Annotated in this window: 15 protein-coding genes and 1 riboswitch; of the genes, 5 read left to right on the forward strand and 10 right to left on the reverse strand. The window is 73.9% G+C overall.

Annotation, left to right across the window (positions count from 1 at the left end):
- Positions 1 to 302: 302 nt before the first annotated feature.
- The 6 genes from VMF51_RS15420 to VMF51_RS15445 form a co-directional block, all read right to left on the reverse strand.
- Positions 303 to 1,127 (reverse strand): S-methyl-5'-thioadenosine phosphorylase, encoded by an 825-nt coding sequence (locus tag VMF51_RS15420; RefSeq protein WP_325475340.1) that lies wholly within the window; start codon positions 1,125 to 1,127, stop codon positions 303 to 305.
- Positions 1,128 to 1,154: 27 nt separating this feature from the next.
- The gene (locus VMF51_RS15425; protein WP_325475341.1) at positions 1,155 to 1,577 is read right to left on the reverse strand and encodes a hypothetical protein; all 423 of its coding nucleotides are present in this window, start codon (positions 1,575 to 1,577) and stop codon (positions 1,155 to 1,157) included.
- A 126-nt stretch (positions 1,578 to 1,703) separates the two neighbouring features.
- Positions 1,704 to 2,057, reverse strand: a complete 354-nt coding sequence (locus VMF51_RS15430) for a hypothetical protein (protein WP_325475342.1) — start codon at positions 2,055 to 2,057, stop codon at positions 1,704 to 1,706.
- An 84-nt stretch (positions 2,058 to 2,141) separates the two neighbouring features.
- Complete coding sequence (locus VMF51_RS15435; protein ID WP_325475343.1) at positions 2,142 to 2,573, reverse strand: NUDIX domain-containing protein; 432 nt, start codon at positions 2,571 to 2,573, stop codon at positions 2,142 to 2,144.
- A gap of 11 nt (positions 2,574 to 2,584) precedes the next feature.
- A complete protein-coding gene (locus VMF51_RS15440; RefSeq protein WP_325475344.1) occupies positions 2,585 to 4,330 on the reverse strand; it encodes a PAS domain-containing hybrid sensor histidine kinase/response regulator in 1,746 nt (581 codons plus the stop codon).
- Positions 4,327 to 5,553: a HAMP domain-containing sensor histidine kinase gene (locus tag VMF51_RS15445; RefSeq protein ID WP_325475345.1), complete on the reverse strand. Its 1,227-nt coding sequence runs from the start codon at positions 5,551 to 5,553 to the stop codon at positions 4,327 to 4,329. Before VMF51_RS15445 ends, VMF51_RS15440 begins: the two co-directional genes overlap by 4 nt.
- Before the next feature lie 115 nt (positions 5,554 to 5,668).
- Between VMF51_RS15445 and cobT the strand changes: the two genes are divergently transcribed.
- Both cobT and VMF51_RS15455 read left to right on the forward strand, forming a co-directional pair.
- Positions 5,669 to 6,685 (forward strand): nicotinate-nucleotide--dimethylbenzimidazole phosphoribosyltransferase, encoded by a 1,017-nt coding sequence (gene cobT, locus VMF51_RS15450; RefSeq protein WP_325475346.1) that lies wholly within the window; start codon positions 5,669 to 5,671, stop codon positions 6,683 to 6,685.
- Positions 6,682 to 7,380 (forward strand): adenosylcobinamide-GDP ribazoletransferase, encoded by a 699-nt coding sequence (locus VMF51_RS15455; RefSeq protein ID WP_325475347.1) that lies wholly within the window; start codon positions 6,682 to 6,684, stop codon positions 7,378 to 7,380. Before cobT ends, VMF51_RS15455 begins: the two co-directional genes overlap by 4 nt.
- A gap of 6 nt (positions 7,381 to 7,386) precedes the next feature.
- Here VMF51_RS15455 and cobU read toward each other — a convergent pair whose 3' ends face one another.
- Together cobU and VMF51_RS15465 are read right to left on the reverse strand one after the other, a co-directional pair.
- Positions 7,387 to 7,905 carry a bifunctional adenosylcobinamide kinase/adenosylcobinamide-phosphate guanylyltransferase gene (gene cobU / locus VMF51_RS15460; RefSeq protein ID WP_325475348.1) on the reverse strand — a complete coding sequence of 173 codons (519 nt, stop codon included), beginning with the start codon at positions 7,903 to 7,905 and terminating at the stop codon, positions 7,387 to 7,389.
- Entirely contained in the window at positions 7,902 to 9,617 is a 1,716-nt protein-coding gene (locus VMF51_RS15465) for a hypothetical protein (protein WP_325475349.1), read from the reverse strand. Before VMF51_RS15465 ends, cobU begins: the two co-directional genes overlap by 4 nt.
- 35 nt (positions 9,618 to 9,652) lie before the next feature.
- On the opposite strand from VMF51_RS15465, the gene VMF51_RS15470 reads away from it, so the two are divergent.
- On the forward strand, positions 9,653 to 10,108 hold the full coding sequence (locus tag VMF51_RS15470; protein WP_325475350.1) for an NUDIX hydrolase: 456 nt from the start codon (positions 9,653 to 9,655) through the stop codon (positions 10,106 to 10,108).
- A gap of 2 nt (positions 10,109 to 10,110) precedes the next feature.
- Positions 10,111 to 10,175: riboswitch (guanidine-III (ykkC-III) riboswitch) on the forward strand.
- Positions 10,176 to 10,186: 11 nt separating this feature from the next.
- Complete coding sequence (locus tag VMF51_RS15475) at positions 10,187 to 10,501, forward strand: multidrug efflux SMR transporter (protein WP_325475351.1); 315 nt, start codon at positions 10,187 to 10,189, stop codon at positions 10,499 to 10,501.
- Between the two features lies 1 nt (position 10,502).
- On the opposite strand, the gene VMF51_RS15480 is transcribed toward VMF51_RS15475, so the two are convergent.
- Both VMF51_RS15480 and VMF51_RS15485 read right to left on the reverse strand, forming a co-directional pair.
- Positions 10,503 to 11,966 (reverse strand): protein adenylyltransferase SelO, encoded by a 1,464-nt coding sequence (locus tag VMF51_RS15480; RefSeq protein WP_325475352.1) that lies wholly within the window; start codon positions 11,964 to 11,966, stop codon positions 10,503 to 10,505.
- 526 nt (positions 11,967 to 12,492) lie between these two features.
- On the reverse strand, positions 12,493 to 13,941 hold the full coding sequence (locus VMF51_RS15485) for an RNB domain-containing ribonuclease (RefSeq protein WP_325475353.1): 1,449 nt from the start codon (positions 13,939 to 13,941) through the stop codon (positions 12,493 to 12,495).
- A gap of 18 nt (positions 13,942 to 13,959) precedes the next feature.
- On the opposite strand from VMF51_RS15485, the gene yaaA reads away from it, so the two are divergent.
- Positions 13,960 to 14,718 carry a peroxide stress protein YaaA gene (gene yaaA / locus VMF51_RS15490; protein WP_325475354.1) on the forward strand — a complete coding sequence of 253 codons (759 nt, stop codon included), beginning with the start codon at positions 13,960 to 13,962 and terminating at the stop codon, positions 14,716 to 14,718.
- The last annotated feature ends 474 nt before the right edge of the window (positions 14,719 to 15,192 follow it).

Consider the following 15,192-nt stretch of genomic DNA (forward strand, 5'->3'; position numbering starts at 1 on the left):
TCGCAGGCGTCGCAGCCGAACTCCCGGACCGCGGCGCCGTCGCTGAAGTCGATGCTGCGGAGCCTCCAGGTGTGCGGACAGGCGTTCTGGCATGGCTGGTCGTGTCCTTCGACGAGGCGCAGACGCGCAACGGGTAGGCGGGGTGGCAGACCGTCGACGACGGGCTCCGGTGCACTCACGTGGTCCTCCGAGCGTCGGGGTCAGTGCCGAGACGGGCGGTGCCCATCCGGCCGCTGCTTCATGCCCCCTCGACCACTGTGGCCCTCCCCCGGCCCGTTGCGTCACCCCCGGACCCGACCGGCCTAGACCTGCTGGACAGGATCCGGGATCTCGTAGGTGAGCTGGAGGCCGTCGGCCCAGCTGGAGCAGGTGCAGCCGGCGGGGTCGGGCAGCGCGCCGATGGTGTCGCCGAGCAGTCCGGTGAGGCGGGTCAGGTTCTTCCGGAAGAGCGCGAAGATCTCCTCCTGCCCGACGCCGGAGCCGGTCTCGATCCCGGCGTCCATGTCGGTGACCAGGGCGATCGCCGCGTAGCACATCCGCAGCTCACGGGCGAGGACCGCCTCGGGGTGACCCGTCATGTTGATCAGGGTCCAGCCCTGCTCGCCGTAGCTCCGGGACTCGGCCCGGGTGGAGAACCGCGGACCCGGGATGACGACCATCGTTCCGCCGAGCGTGACCGACGGGTCGGCGAGCGCGACCGCGTCCGTGATCCGCGCGCAGTAGGGATCGGCGAAGGGCAGGTGCACCGCACCGGTCTCGACGAAGGTCTGCTCGCGACCCCAGGTGCGGTCCACGAGCTGGTCGGGGACGACGACATCGCCCGGCGCCACCTCCTCGCGCAACCCGCCGACGGCGCACGGGCCGAGGACCTGGCGCACCCCCAGCGAGCGCAGCGCCCAGAGATTCGCGCGGTAGTTGATCCGGTGCGGAGGCAACTCGTGGTGCCGGCCGTGCCGGGGCAGGAAGGCCACCCGGCGGCCCGCCACGGTGCCGACCGCGATCGGCGCGGAGGGGGCGCCGTACGGCGTCTCGATCGCAACCTCCTCCACCGGTGAGCCGTCGGTGCCGAGGAAGGAGTAGAAGCCGGTGCCGCCGATGACGGCGACCTCCGCCGCAGGACTGCTCATGGTCGAACCATGCCAGAGCCCGGACGATCAGGAGGGCGGAGCCTCCACGCCCATGCACTCCTTCATCCAGTCCACCGAGATGGCATCCACCGTCTTCTGGTCGGCGTCGTTGGCCACGTACTCCGCATCGTTCGCGACCAGCGCCTGGAGCCACTCGTCGGAGACGTCGGAGCCGTGGAAGGCCTCGGCGATGCAGTCGGCCTGCTCCTCCTTCACCTCGCCGAGAGCGTTCTCGCCGTTCACGAAGTAGGCCGAGATCTCGTCGACGGAGGGGCGGTTCTCCGAGGCCTGGTTCGTGCTCTCGGCCGTGGGCTCGGTCGTAGCCTCCGTCGCGCCCCCGGTGCTCGTGCCCTCGGCGCTCTTGTCGTCGCCGTCGTCCCCACCCCCGCACGCGGTGGCGAGGGTGAGGACGAGGAAGGCGGAGGCGATCAGCTTCGGGGTGCGCGTCATCGGGGGTCCTGTTCGCGAGGCGCCGGGCCGCCCGGCGCGTTGCCCAGACGGTTCCTCCCCGCGACCACGATCGGAACCCCCATCTAGACAGGTTTTCCTTGACGCTTCCGGAAACTCAGCAGCCTCTCAGGAGGACGGGGTCGCCAGGTCGTCCATGTCCGGAAGGTCGGCGCCCATGCACTCGGCGATGGACTCCGACGACACGCTCTTCAGGGCGTCCGCGTCGTCGTCGTCGCCCTGGTAGTCCGTGTCGTTCTCCGCCAGCGCCCGCAGCGCCTCGTCGGAGAGGTCGGAGTCGTGGAAGGCCTCGGCCACGCAGTCGGCCTGCTTCTCGTCGAGGCCGGTGCCGATCACGTTGTCACCGTCCTGGAAGGCCTTCGAGAGGTCGTCGACCGAGGGGCGGCCGTCGTCGCCGCCGCACGCCGTGGCGAGGGTGAGGACGAGGAAGGCGGAGGCGATCAGCTTCGGGGCGCGCGTCATTCAGTGATCCTGTTCGGGGAGGTGCCGGGCGGCGCCCGGCGGGTGACCAGACGCTTCCCCCGACTCCGAGCACGGAACCCCGCTCTAGACAGGTTTCTTTAATTCGCCGTGGCGGGTTTCGAGGGCCGCGAGGGCGGGCAGCACGTGGTCCCGCAGCAGCGGGGCGAGGTCGTCACCGGTCGCGTCCGCGTCGATCCAGCGCAGCTCGGCGATCTCGGCCGCCGCGCGCGGCGTACCGGTGAGCTCGGCCGTGAAGACGGTCGACTCGAGGACGACGCCGGGCTCGTTGGCGGTGTCCGACGTGAACTCACCGAGCAGGCGCACCTCGTCCAGGACCAGGCCGATCTCCTCGCGGACCTCGCGGACCGCGGCCTCGGCGGCGCTCTCCCCCGGCTCGAGCTTGCCGCCCGGCAGCATGAACCGGCGGGTGCCGGCCTTGCGGACGCTGAGCACGCGCCCCGCGTCGTCGCGCAGGCAGACGCCGGCGACCACGATCCGATCGGGTGAGGTGGACACGGGTGCCGACGCTATCGCGCGGCACCCGCCCGTCCGAGCGCGGCCGTCAGCGACTCCAGGGTCACCGGCTTGCTCAGGTAGTCGTCCATCCCGGCCTCGAGGAACCGCTCCCGGTCACCCCGCAGCGCGTTCGCCGTGAGCGCGATGACGTACGGTCGGCGCCCGGGAGAGTCCCGGATGCGGCGTACGGCGCTGACGCCGTCCATCACCGGCATCTCCACGTCCATCAGCACCACGTCGACGTCGACGCGCTCCACCAGGTCCACGGCGTCCCGGCCGTTGCCGACGACCGAGGGCACGATGCCGAGCCGGTCGAGCATGCCGACGACGACCTTGCGGTTGACCGCGTCGTCCTCGGCGACCAGCACCGACAGCCGCTCGGCGTCGGCCGCGCCGCCCGCGATCGCGCAGGTCCCCGCGGCCGCCAGGGGCGGCGGGGCGGCCGCCCGGTGCTCGGTCCGGACCAGCACCCGGGTGCCCCGCCCCAGCTCGGACTCCAGCTCGACGCTGCCGCCCATCGCCTCCACCAGGCCGCGGCTGATCGCCAGGCCCAGGCCGGAGCCGCCGTACTGCCGCGTGGTCGAGGCGTCGCCGCGCACGAAGGACTGGAACAGGTCCGGGATCCGCCACTGCGGGATGCCGATGCCCGTGTCCGTGACCGTCGTCAGGATCTCGTGCACCACCTGGCCGTCGGCGTCCTCGCGGAGCCGTACGACCTGCGCCTGCACGACGACGGAGCCGCACTCGGTGAACTTGACCGCGTTGCCCACCAGGTTCACCAGCACCTGGCGCAACCGGGCCTGGTCGCCGAGCAGGGAGGCGGGCACGTCGGGCGTCAGGTGGGTGCGCAGCTCGATGCCCCGCGCCGTCGCCGCAGGAGCGAGCATCGCGGCCGTCTCCCCCAGCACGCTCGCCAGCGAGAACGGCGTCTGCGCCGGCTGGAGCCGCCCGGCCTCCAGCGCGGAGTGGTCGAGGAGGTCGTTGATCAGGTTGAGCAGGTGGCTGCCGCTGCGGTGCGCCGTCTCGACGTAGTCCCGCTGCTCCGCGCCGAGCTCGGTCAGCAGCAGCAGGTCGGTCAGGCCCAGCACCGCGTTCAGCGGGGTGCGGATCTCGTGGCTCATCGTGGTCAGGAACGCGGTCTTCTGGCGCGCGGTCTCCTCCGCCGCCCGGCGGGCCTCCACCAGGATCTGCTCGGCCTCGCGGCGCTCGGTGATGTCGGTCAGCACGGCGAAGTAGCCCTCCAGGTCGCCGTCGGTGTCGTGCAGCGGCGCCACGTCCGCGGTGACCCAGCGATGGCTGCCGTCGCGCTGGTACGTCGCGAGCTCGACCCTGATCGGACCGCCGGCGGCGATGCCGTCCACGACCTGCTGGACCGTCTCGGGATCCGTCGCCGGCCCGGAGACGAAGTCCTCCGGTCGCCGACCGCGCACCTCCTCCAGACGCCAGCCGGTGGTGCGCTCGTAGGCCTCGTTCACCCAGGTGACCCGACCCTCCGCGTCGGTCGTCAGCAGCGCGTTGGTCGTCGCGTTGACCATCCGCGCGTAGAAGGTCAGGTCGTCGTTGTGGGTCTTCAACCGGCGCAGCGCCCGCTCTCGGCGGCGGTCGGCGCGCCAGCAGAGCGCGGCCCCGGCCACCCCGCTCACCAGCGCGGCGACCGAGAGGTCCGGCCCGACGAGCACGTCCGTCGCCACCAGCACCAGCCCGAGACCTCCGAGGAGGATCCCGGGCCGGCGCAGGTCCCGTGTGGACGCGCTCATGCCGGAGCGGGGGGCGCGAGGTCGGGAGCGGGTCGCTCGGCCGCGGGCAGGCGCACGGTCACCTCGGCGCCCCCGACGTCGCCGGGCCGCAGCTCCACCGTGCCGCCCCACCGTCGCGCGATGGTGGCCGCCGCCGCCAGGCCCAGCCCCGCGCCCTGGGTCTGCAGCCGGCGCGCGTTCTCGCCGCGGACGAACGGCTGTCCCAGCGCATGCTCCTCGTGCGCGGCGATCCCCGCACCGGCGTCGGTGACCACGACGGTGACCCAGGACGAGCGTCGCTGCACGGCGACCACGACCGGGTCCTCGGGACCGGAGAACTTCACGGCGTTGCTCAGCACCCGGTCGAGCAGCTCGCGCAGCTCCTCGAGCGGCGCCACGACCAGGGGTGCGCCCTCGCTCGCGGGCCGCACCTGCACGCGCTCGGCCGCCGCCCCCAGCTCCGCGACGCACCGGCGGGCCACCTCGAGGGCGTCCGTGGGCGCCACCCGGGCCGTGTCGACCCGGGAGCGCGGCGTGGCGACGTCACCGAGGGTCGTGACGTTCGCGCTCAGCTCCAGCAGGCGGGCCAGGTTCGGCTCCATCCGGGCCACCAGCCGGCCGACCGGTCCGGGCAGCTCGTCGGCGAGCTCGACGAGCATCTCGACGCCCGCGCTGAGCGCCGTCAGGGGCGTGCGCAGCTCGTGGTTGAGCACGGTCAGCAGCTCACCCCGCAGCTCGTCGTACCGCTCCCGCGCCTCCTGCACGGGGGTGCGCTGGTGGGCGAGGGTCGCGTCCAGCGCGGAGCCGAGCTCGGCGGCCGCCTGCCGGAGGATCACGTGGTCGACCCGCGTCCACGCGCGCGGGGTGAGGCTGAAGACCATCAGGGCGTGCCGCTCGCCGCCGACCTCGAACGGCGCGCCACCCGCGGCACCGCGGATCCGCGCCGCGCTCGCCGGGACCGCCGCGCGGAGCGGCGGATGGCCCAGCCACACGCCGCCGCTCTCGGCGGCGCTGCGGGCCAGGGAGTCCGTGAACGCGCCCGACGGCTGCACCCAGCAGTCGTCGACCTGCAGCAGGTGCATGGTGAGGTCGGTGGCGGTCGCCATGATCTCGGCATGGGTCACCAGCGGCCGCCCGGCGACGCCGTCGGCGCCGAGGACGGTGCGCAGCAGCGTGCGGGCAGCCTGCTCCGACGACGAGGCGGGTGCCCCGACGACCGGGCCTGCCCCCGCGTGCGCGTCCATGAGGAGAGGTTCGGCAGGAAGACGCCGGATGTGAGGGGCCGAGCACGTCGCGTTCGGACGGCCCGACCTACGCTACGACCGAGCCGGCGGAGGCCGGCATCCCTGAGGAGGACCCATGCTTCGGAGCCCGTCGCCCATCGTCCGGGCCGAGGCCGAGCGACGGCTCGCTGCCCTCGCGACCCCCGCCGGCGCGCTCGGCCGGCTCGGTGACCTCGCGGTCTGGGCCGCCTCGGTGCAGGGCGTCGTCCCCCCGGTCGAGCTGGACCGGGTCCGGCTGGTGATCTTCGCCGGCGACCACGGCGTCGCGTCGTACGGCGTCTCGGCGTACCCGCCCGCCATCACGCCCGCGATGGTCCGCACCTTCCTCGCCGGACGGGCCGGTGTCAGCGCCCTGGCGCGGACCCACGGCGTGCACGTGCGGGTCCTCGACCTGGGCGTGGACGACGATCTCGCAGGGGTGCCCGCCGACGTCACCGCCCACAAGGTACGGCGCGGCTCCGGGGCCATCCACCGCGAGGACGCGTTGACCGCGGACGAGACCCGGCAGGCGCTCGACGCCGGCGCGACCGTGGCCGCGGAGGAGATCGCCGCCGGTGCGCAGCTGCTGCTGAGCGGCGACATGGGGATCGGGAACACCACCCCCGCGGCGGCGCTGGTCGCCGCCGGGCTCGGCCTGCCCGCCGGCGAGGTGGTCGGCCGCGGCACCGGGGTCGACGAGGCCGGGCTGGCCCGCAAGACCGAGGTGCTTGAGCAGGCCCTCGCCCGGGCGGGAGAGCGCACCCACGACCCGGTCGACACGCTCACCGCGCTCGGCAGCGCGGACCTGGCGGCGACGACCGGCTTCCTCCTCGAGGCGGCTCGCCGCGGCGTCCCCGTCCTCCTGGACGGCCTGATGTCGGTGGCCTGTGCGCTCACGGCGGACCGGATCGAGCCCGGGGCCGCCTCCTGGTTCGCCGCCGGGCACCGCTCGACCGAGCCCGCGCAGTCGCTCGCGCTCGACAAGCTCGGCCTCGAGCCCGTCCTCGACCTCGGGCTCCGGCTCGGCGAGGGGTCCGGCGCCGTGGCCGCGGTGCCGGTGCTGCGCTCGGCGATCGCTGTGCTGCGCGACGTGGCGCTGCTCAGCGAGCTGTGACCGACGCCTGGCGCCTCGCGGTCGGCACCCTGACGGCACTGCCGGTCGGACCTCCGGCCCGGGTCGACCGGACCGTCGCGCGGCGGGCGCTGCTGCTCGCCCCGGTCGCCGTCCTGCCCCTGGGCGTGCTCGTGACCGCGGTGCTGCTCCTCGGCCACCTCGCCGGGCTGCCTCCCCTCGCGGTCGGCTTCGTCGCGGTCGGCGCGCTCGCCGCCGGCAGCCGCGCCCTGCACTGGGACGGTCTCTCCGACGTCGCCGACGGGCTGACCGCGTCGTACGACGCCGAGCGGTCGCTGGAGGTGATGAAGTCCGGGACCTCCGGCCCGGCCGGCGTCGTCGCGACGGTGGTCGTGCTCGGCACCCAGGCCGCCGCGCTGGCCGCGCTCGGCACCTCCACCCGGGGCGCCCTGCTCGCCGGGGGGCTGGTGTGCCTGTCCCGCTGCGCGCTGTGGGTCGTCTGCTGCTCGGTCGTGCCACCGGCGCGGGCCGACGGGCTCGGCGTGAGCTTCGCCCGCACCGTGCCGGTGCCGGTGGCCGTCGTCGGCGGCGTGCTGCTCTCCGTCGTGGGCGGGTTGGCCGTGGCCCTGCTGGTCCGCCGGACCGTACGCCGCTTCGGCGGCGTCACCGGCGACGTGTTCGGCGCCGCGATCGAGGTCGCGCTCGCCGTCACCCTGCTGGCCTGGGCGTGGATCTAGAGCGGACTAGAGCCTCAGCACCCGGCCGGCGACGACCAGGTGGACCTCGTCGCAGGCCGCGCCGACGCGTTGGTTGACGGTGCCGAGCAGGTCCCGGAACAGCCGACCCGACCGGTGCTCGGGCACCACGCCCAGCCCGACCTCGTTGGTCACCAGCACCGTCCTGCCGGGCCGGCCGGTGAGCGCGGCGACGGCCTCGGCCGTGTGCCGCTCGACGTACGCCGTCACCTCGTCGCTCGGCGCCTCCCACAGGCCCGCGTCGTCGACGAGGCGGGTCAGCCAGGTGCCGAGGCAGTCGACGAGCACCGGACCCTCGGGAGCCAGCGCGGCCGCGAGGTCGCCGGTCTCCCGGGTCGCCCAGGTCGCGGGGCGCTGCGCGCGGTGGGCCGCGATCCGCGCCTGCCAGTCGGCGTCGTCGAGCACGGGGCCGGGGGCGACGTACGTCACCGACCGCTCCGCCGCGAGCAGGGACTCCGCGTGCCGCGACTTGCCGGACCGGACGCCGCCGGTGACCAGGATCCTCACGACGCCTCGTCCAGCCCGAGCTCGGCCCGGGTCATCGGCTGCCCGCCGGGCAGGCCCAGGTCGACGCGGTCGGAGATCGTCACGGTGCCGTCGACGGCGACGTCGATCGTGGCGTACCCGGTCTGCAGGCCGGACTCGCCGTCGACGTACTGCAGCTGCATGCTCAGCGTCTTCAGCGGCACGGAGAACGGCGTCGAGAACCGGTTGAAGGTGGGCGTCTCCAGCACCCCGCCGGAGGTGCCGAGCTGGCTCACGACGGTCCAGGTGACCTCGTGGTCCGGGTCGTCGGCGTCGCCGGTGTTCCACACCACCCAGGGGCCGCCGATGTCGTGCAGGTGCCCGTAGTCGACCAGCCCGGGCGGTACGTCGTCGATCCCGTCGTCCCAGGGCTGCGTCTCGTGCCCCAGGGTGTCGGCCAGCTGGGAGGTGGCGAGGATCCCGAGGTAGCCCACGACCGCCCGCGGCTGGTGCAGCAGGGCGATCACCGGCTGGTCCTCGTCGAGCTCCTCGTCGACGAAGGTGCGGAGCTCGGCGCCGAGGTCGCCCTCCTGCAGGCCGGACTCGTTGGTGACCAGGCCGCCGAAGAGCGCCTTGAACGCCGGGTCGGCCGCCCCCACGAGCGTCAGCCCGTCGACGTCGAGGCTCTCCAGGTCGAGGACGTCCACGTCGTGGCTGCGCAGCTGCTCGACGGTCGTGTCGGAGTCGTGGTCGCCCTTGACCGCCACCGTCGGCACGTCGGGGCTCGCGGTCGCCTCGCCCTTCACGAACCCCTCCTCGGCGACCGTGCCGTTGGAGCTGATGTCGCCCGAGATGGTCCGCACGGTGAGCGCGTCCTCGCCCAGCGCGGCGGCCAGCTCGTCGTACATCCCGCGCCGGACCCGGGTGCCGACCAGGCTGCCCTGCGGGTCGGCCTCCGCGAGCACGATCCGCTCGCCGTCGCGCGGGGTCAGGTCGGTCGCGTGTCCGGGCAGCACGGTCTCGAAGGAGGCCGCGACGGCATCGGCGTAGGCCCGCGCGTTGGCGCTGATCCGGGCCTGGTTCTTCTCGATGAAGGGCTGCACCTGCTGGGCGACCTCGACGGTCTGGGGGCTGCTGAACGAGATCCCCTCGAACCCCGGCATCGGATGGGTCTCGAGCGGCTCGTCGGTGTGCGACCAGGCCCGGAAGGCCTGCACGGCCACCACGGTCGAGACCCCCAGGGAGAGGACGACGACCGCGACGACCAGCCGCCGGGAGCCGGGCGGTGCGCCGCCGCGGAACGCCGCGGTCAACAGTCCGCCGACCACCACCGCGACGACGACCTCCAGCCGGACCAGGCCGGAGACGACCCGGTCCCGCAGCTCCGCGCCGTACACCCGGGCGACCTCGCCGGGGTCGTCGACGAAGGACGCGTTGGCCTTCAGGAAGTCGGGCGAGACGTACGACGACAGGGTGCCGCCCGCCTCGGGCGGTCCGGTGGAGCGGATGTCGGCGCCGAAGCCGCCGGCGCCGGTGCGCTCCCAGTAGATCTTCCCCAGCAGGCCGGTGTCGACGGTCGAGCGGCCGTCGTGGGCGAGCGAGACCTCGACCGGGAAGGCGCCGAGCCGGTCCTCGAACGAGGCGTTCTGGAGCGCCCACACCACCGCGACCGGGAGGCACACCAGGGCGGCCACCAGGCCGTAGCAGACCCAGGCGAGGAGGACACGGGCAACACGGCGGACGAGGGAGCGCATCGCCGCAGAGCCTACGGGGCGGGCACACTGGCTCCGTGTTGAGTGCGAGCTGGGCGACCTGCGCCCGCGGCCACGCGCACTGGGGACAGCGCGGCGCGGCCGGTCTGCTGCTCGCCGACCGCGGCCGCGTGCTGCTGCAGCTGCGGGCGCGCTGGGCGCACCAGGGCGGGACCTGGTCGATCCCCGGCGGCGCCCGCGAGGCGGGCGAGTCGTACGCCGACGCCGCGCTGCGGGAGGCGCACGAGGAGCTCGGCGTCGACGCCACGGCGGTCGCGCTGCAGGGCTCGTACGTCGCCGACTGCGGCGGCTGGTCCTACGAGACCGTGCTCGGCGTCCCGCTCAGCGGACTCGTCCTGGAGGACCGCTCGGAGAGCGACGGCCACCGCTGGGTCGCTGCCGACGACGTTGCGGAACTGCCCCTGCACCCCGCCTTCCGGCGGGCGTGGGACGACCCTCGAGGCACGATCCGGGCCTTCGTCGGGCTACCCTGATCCCACGGTCGCCTCACGCGGCCGCCGGACGAGGGAGCCGTACCCGGGACGCGACAAGACGGCCAGAAGGAGTCCCTCGTGCCCTGGCTCGTGCTCATCCTCTCCGGCGTCCTGGAAGCCGTCTGGGCGACCGCCCTCGGCCGGTCCGCTGGCCTGACCCGGCTCGGCCCCACCGTGATCTTCGGCGTCACCGTCGTCGCCAGCATGGTCGGCCTCGCCTACGCCATGCGCAGCCTCCCGACCGGCACGGCGTACGCCGTCTGGGTCGGCGTCGGCGCGTCCCTCACCGTGATCTACGCGATGGTCACCGGCGACGAGCCGGTCAGCCTGGTGAAGGTGCTGCTGATCCTGGGGTTGGTCTCCTGCATCGTGGGCCTGAAGCTGGCCCACTGAGTCAGGTCCCGCAGAACGTCCGGAAGCCGGCGTTGAACGCGGCGGGCGCGGGCTCGGCGTAGCGCTCGAGTCCGGCCCGCTCGTCGTACGGCGCGGTCACGGCCTCGAGCAGCCGCTCGAGCGGGGCCAGGTCGCCGGCGGTGCCCGCGTCCAGTGCCTCCTCGACGAGGTGGTTGCGCGGGACGTAGACCGGGTTGACCCGGTCCATCGCGTCGGCGTCCGGGTCGAGCGCGCGCCAGCGCTCGACCCAGGCGTCGAAGGCGGCCAGGTCGAGGACCAGCCCGCGCGCCGGCTCGGCGTCGCCGCGGGCGGCCCGGCCGAGCGCCCGGAAGAACGACGTGAAGTCGACCCGGCTGCCGGTCATCAGCTCGGAGATCTCGTCGAGCAGCGGGGTCGCGACGGCGTCGTCGAGGCCGGCGGGCAGACCGAGCTTCGCGCTCAGCCCGCGGGTCCAGGCCGCGCCGTAGCGGACCCGGAACGTGCCGAGCGACTCGACGGCGAGCGCGACGGCCTGCTCCTGGTCGTCGTGCAGCAATGGCAGCAGCGCCTCGGCGAACCGGGCGAGGTTCCACTCCGCGACGACCGGCTGGTTGGCGTAGGCGTAGCGACCCTGCTCGTCGATCGAGCTGAACACTGTCGCCGGGTCGAAGGCGTCCAGGAACGCGCACGGACCGTAGTCGATGCTCTCCCCCGAGATCGTCATGTTGTCGGTGTTCATCACCCCGTGCACGAACCCGACCAGCATCCAGCGCGCGACCAGGTCGGCCTGCGCGGCGACGACCGCCTCGAACAGGGCCCGGTACGGCGACTCCGCGTCCGCCGCCTGCGGGTGGTGCCGGGCGATCGCGTGGTCGGCGAGCCGCCTCAGCAGGTCGACCTCGCCGGTGGCGGCGGCGTACTGGAAGCTGCCGACGCGCAGGTGGCTGGCGGCGACCCGGGCCAGGACGGCGCCCGGCAGCACGGTCTCACGGCGGACGGGACGGCCCGTGGCCACGACCGCCAGCGACCGGGTGGTGGGGATGCCGAGCGCGTGCATGGCCTCGCTGACGACGTACTCGCGCAACATGGGGCCGACGGCCGCGAGCCCATCGCCCCCGCGGGCCAGCGGGGTCCGGCCCGAACCCTTCAGGTGCAGGTCCCGCAGCTCTCCCGACGGCGTCGCCAGCTCCCCCAGGAGCAGCGCGCGACCGTCGCCGAGCCGCGGGCTGTACCCGCCGAACTGGTGGCCGGCGTACACCTGCGCGACGGGGGTCGCCCCCTCCGGGGGCCGAGTGCCGGTCAGCAGGCCGACGCCCTCCGGGGTGCGCAGCGACGCCGGATCCAGGCCGAGGTCCCGGGCAAGCGGCTCGTTGAGCGCCAGCAGCCGCGGGTCCGGCGCCTCCTCGGCCTGCCACTGCAGCGCGAGCTCGGGCAGCTCACGCGCGAAGCGCCCGTCGAGCACGGCGATCGAGGTGGTGACGCTCATGCCACGAGCGTACGACGCACCCGTCGCAGCCGTAGGTCGAGCAGCGAAGGACGAAGTCCTGACCGCCGACCTCGCCCCGGAGGCACGGTAGGTCGAGCAGCGAAGGACGAAGTCCTGAGCGCCCGTCGAGACCCACCAAGCCGAGCACCCACCTCGACCACCGCCACCTGCACGCTGCGGAGGTCTCGACGGACGTTCGGCGCCGGGGCGCCTCACTGCTCGACCGCCGGAGACCCTGTGGATCGATCAGCCGAGGACGAAGCCCCGACCTCCCACCTCGACCACCGGACGCCCGTAGGTCGAGCAGCGAAGGACGAAGTCCTGAGCGCCCGTCGAGACCCGCCGCGCCCACCACCCACCTCAACCACCGCCACCTGCACGCTGCGGAGGTCTCGACGGACGTTCGGCGCCAGGGCGCCTCACTGCTCGACCTCCGGAGGCACCGTAGGTCGAGCAGCGAAGGACGAAGTCCTGAGCGCCCGTCGAGACCCCCGCACCCGACTGCAGGCCTCGACCCGGGACCCCGCTACTCGACGACGAGCTCGACCTTCCGGGTCGCGACGTCGGCGACCGTGAGCCTGGCCCGGACGTCGGTGCCGAGCGGCAGGTCCCGCTCTGAGCGCACCGGCGCCTCGACGGCCGGGTCGCGCAGCGTGAGTACGCCGCGCTTCGGGTCGTCGTCGCGCACGTCGACGACGACGCCGTCGAAGAGCTCGCCGACCCGGGCGGCGAGGAGTCCCGCCTCGACCAGGTCCAGCACGCCCTTCTCGTACTGCCGGGAGCGCCGGCTGGAGTCCTGCAGTGTCTTGGGCAGCCCGTGCAGCGCGTCCAGCACCCAGCCCGGCACCTCGGTGCCGGCGCACAGCGCGACGCAGATCTCACCGGCGTACCGGTCCCCCAGGCGACGCAGCGGGGCGGTGACGTGGGCGTACTCGGACGCCAGGGCGGCGTGCTGAGGATCCGCCGGCACCTCGCCGTCGAACGCGACGTACCCGCTCCCCCGCAGCAGGCTCGTGCAGGCGACCACCATCGCGGCATGCTTCGGCTGCGCCGGGTCGAGGGTGCGGATGAAGTCGGGGTAGAGCATCTCCGCCGGCCATTCGATCCCGAGGGCTCGCGCCTCGCGGTGCAGGCGCTGGACGTCGCGCGGGTCCGCCTGGGGCAGGGTGCGGAGCAGGCCGACGCGGGCGTAGACCATCAGCGAGGCCGCCGCGAAGCCGGTGAGCAGCGAGATCTGGGCGTTCCACTCCTCGACGGGCAGCAGGGAGCGGAACTCCAGCGACCACGCGTCGCCGTCGACGGTGATCTCCTGCTCGGGCAGTGGCAGCGAGACGCCACCGCGCGCGGCCTCGCGGGCCAGCCGCAGCTCGCCGACCTCCTTCAGCAGGGTCAGCGTCTCCGGCCCCTCGCCGGCGTCGATGGCACGCTGCGCGGCGTCGTACGTCAGCTGCGCGGTGGAGCGCACCCGCGCCCGCTCGACGACGACGTCGGTGCGCTCACCCTCGCCGGTCAGCCGGATCGTCCACAGCAGCGCCGGACGCACCTGGTCGGGCAGCAGCGAGCCGGCGTCCTCGGAGATCACCTTCGGGTGCAACGGCACCTTCATGTCTGCGCCGTACAGCGTCTCGCCGCGGCGGTTGGCCTCCAGGTCGATCGGCCCGCCCGGCTCGACGAACGCGGCGACGTCGGCGATCGCGTAGTGCACGACGTACCCGTCCCCGTCCCGCTCGAGGTGCAGCGCCTGGTCGAGGTCGCGCGAGCCCTCGGGGTCGATGGTGAGGAACGGCAGGTCGGTGCGGTCCAGGTCGGGCAGCCGCGGGGAGGCAGCCGCGCGGGCCGCCGCCTCCTCGACCTCGGGCGGGAAGTCGGGCGTCACGCCCAGCTCCTGCTGGAGTCGTACGACGCCCTCCCGGAGCGCGGCCGGAGCCCCGCCCTCGGTCGACGACCGGACCCGGACCACGCGGTTGCTCGGCATGACGGCAACATACCCACCGTGCTGATCGTGCTACCGCCGTCCGAGGGCAAGACCGAACCGCGTCGCGGGAAGTCCCTTGACCTGTCCGCCCTGTCCTTCCCGTCGCTGACCCCTGCGCGGGAGCGGGTGATCGCCGCCCTGGTCGAGCTGTGCTCCGGCGACGTGGACGTCGCCGCCAAGACGCTGGAGGTCGGCAGCACCCAGCTCGACCTCGTCGCGCTCAACGCCGGCCTCACCACGGCGCCGACGGCCCGGGCCGACCAGGTCTACGCCGGGGTCGTGTACGACGCCCTCGACGTCGCCACGCTCTCCACCGCGGCCCGGCGCCGCGCCTCGACCCGGCTCGCGGTGACCTCCTCGGTGTTCGGGCTGGTCCGACCCGGCGACCGGATCCCGGCGTACCGCCTCTCCGGCGGCACCTCCCTCCCCGGCCTCGGCCCGGTCGCGGGCGTCTGGCGCTCCGAGCTGGGTCCGGCCTTCGAGGAGGCGGTCGGCGACGGCCTCCTCGTCGACCTGCGCAGCGGCATGTACGCCAACTTCTGGCGTCCCCCGACGACCGCCCGGGTCGCGACGCTGCGCGTCCTGCACGAGGTCGGTGGCGTCCGCAAGGTCGTCAGTCACTTCAACAAGGCGACCAAGGGCCGCATCGTCCGCGCCCTCCTCGAGGACGGCGCCAACCCCCGCACCCCCGCCCGCCTCGCCGAAGCCCTCCGCGACCTGGGCTGGACCGTCGAGCTCGACGGCCCCCAGCTCGACGTCGTCGTCGCCGACCTCTGACGCCGGCTCGGCCGACGCTGGTTGAGGTGCGAAGCGCCCAACGCCGACCCTGCCCAACGCTGGTTGAGGTGCGAAGGACGAAGTCCTGAGCCTCGAAACCCCGTGAGCCGAGGAGCAACGCCGGGTACGACGAGCGTCGAACGTGACGCTGGTTGAGGTGCGAAGGACGAAGTCCTGAGCCTCGAAACCCGGCGACCCCAGAAGCAGCGCCGGGTACCACGGACGCCCACCGACGCTGGTTGAGGTGCGAAGGACGAAGTCCTGAGCCTCGAAACCCAGTAAGCCGAGAAGCAGCGCCGAGCGAGCACCCCCGCCCGCTGTGGAGGACAAGCCCGGACTGTCGGTGCCCGCCTCTACCATCTTCGTATGGCCACTCGGGAACTCCACGACTGCGACAACGCATCCGCGTTGCTCGCCTACGTGGGCGCCCGCCGCACCGTCGCAGCACGAGCCGAGGCCGACCAACTCGCCGCC

It is taken from the genome of Nocardioides sp. (assembly GCF_035503875.1).
GTDB lineage: Bacteria > Actinomycetota > Actinomycetes > Propionibacteriales > Nocardioidaceae > Nocardioides.

What these genes read in the sequence shown, in the direction of transcription:
- VMF51_RS15480 (WP_325475352.1), bottom strand. Translation starts at nt 11,966, where the DNA reads ATGAGCGTCACCACCTCGATCGCCGTGCTCGACGGGCGCTTCGCGCGT.
- VMF51_RS15485 (WP_325475353.1), bottom strand. Translation starts at nt 13,941, where the DNA reads ATGCCGAGCAACCGCGTGGTCCGGGTCCGGTCGTCGACCGAGGGCGGG.
- VMF51_RS15425 (WP_325475341.1), bottom strand. Translation starts at nt 1,577, where the DNA reads ATGACGCGCACCCCGAAGCTGATCGCCTCCGCCTTCCTCGTCCTCACC.
- cobT (WP_325475346.1), top strand. Translation starts at nt 5,669, where the DNA reads ATGCTTCGGAGCCCGTCGCCCATCGTCCGGGCCGAGGCCGAGCGACGG.
- VMF51_RS15465 (WP_325475349.1), bottom strand. Translation starts at nt 9,617, where the DNA reads ATGCGCTCCCTCGTCCGCCGTGTTGCCCGTGTCCTCCTCGCCTGGGTC.
- VMF51_RS15445 (WP_325475345.1), bottom strand. Translation starts at nt 5,553, where the DNA reads ATGGACGCGCACGCGGGGGCAGGCCCGGTCGTCGGGGCACCCGCCTCG.
- VMF51_RS15420 (WP_325475340.1), bottom strand. Translation starts at nt 1,127, where the DNA reads ATGAGCAGTCCTGCGGCGGAGGTCGCCGTCATCGGCGGCACCGGCTTC.
- VMF51_RS15440 (WP_325475344.1), bottom strand. Translation starts at nt 4,330, where the DNA reads ATGAGCGCGTCCACACGGGACCTGCGCCGGCCCGGGATCCTCCTCGGA.
- VMF51_RS15430 (WP_325475342.1), bottom strand. Translation starts at nt 2,057, where the DNA reads ATGACGCGCGCCCCGAAGCTGATCGCCTCCGCCTTCCTCGTCCTCACC.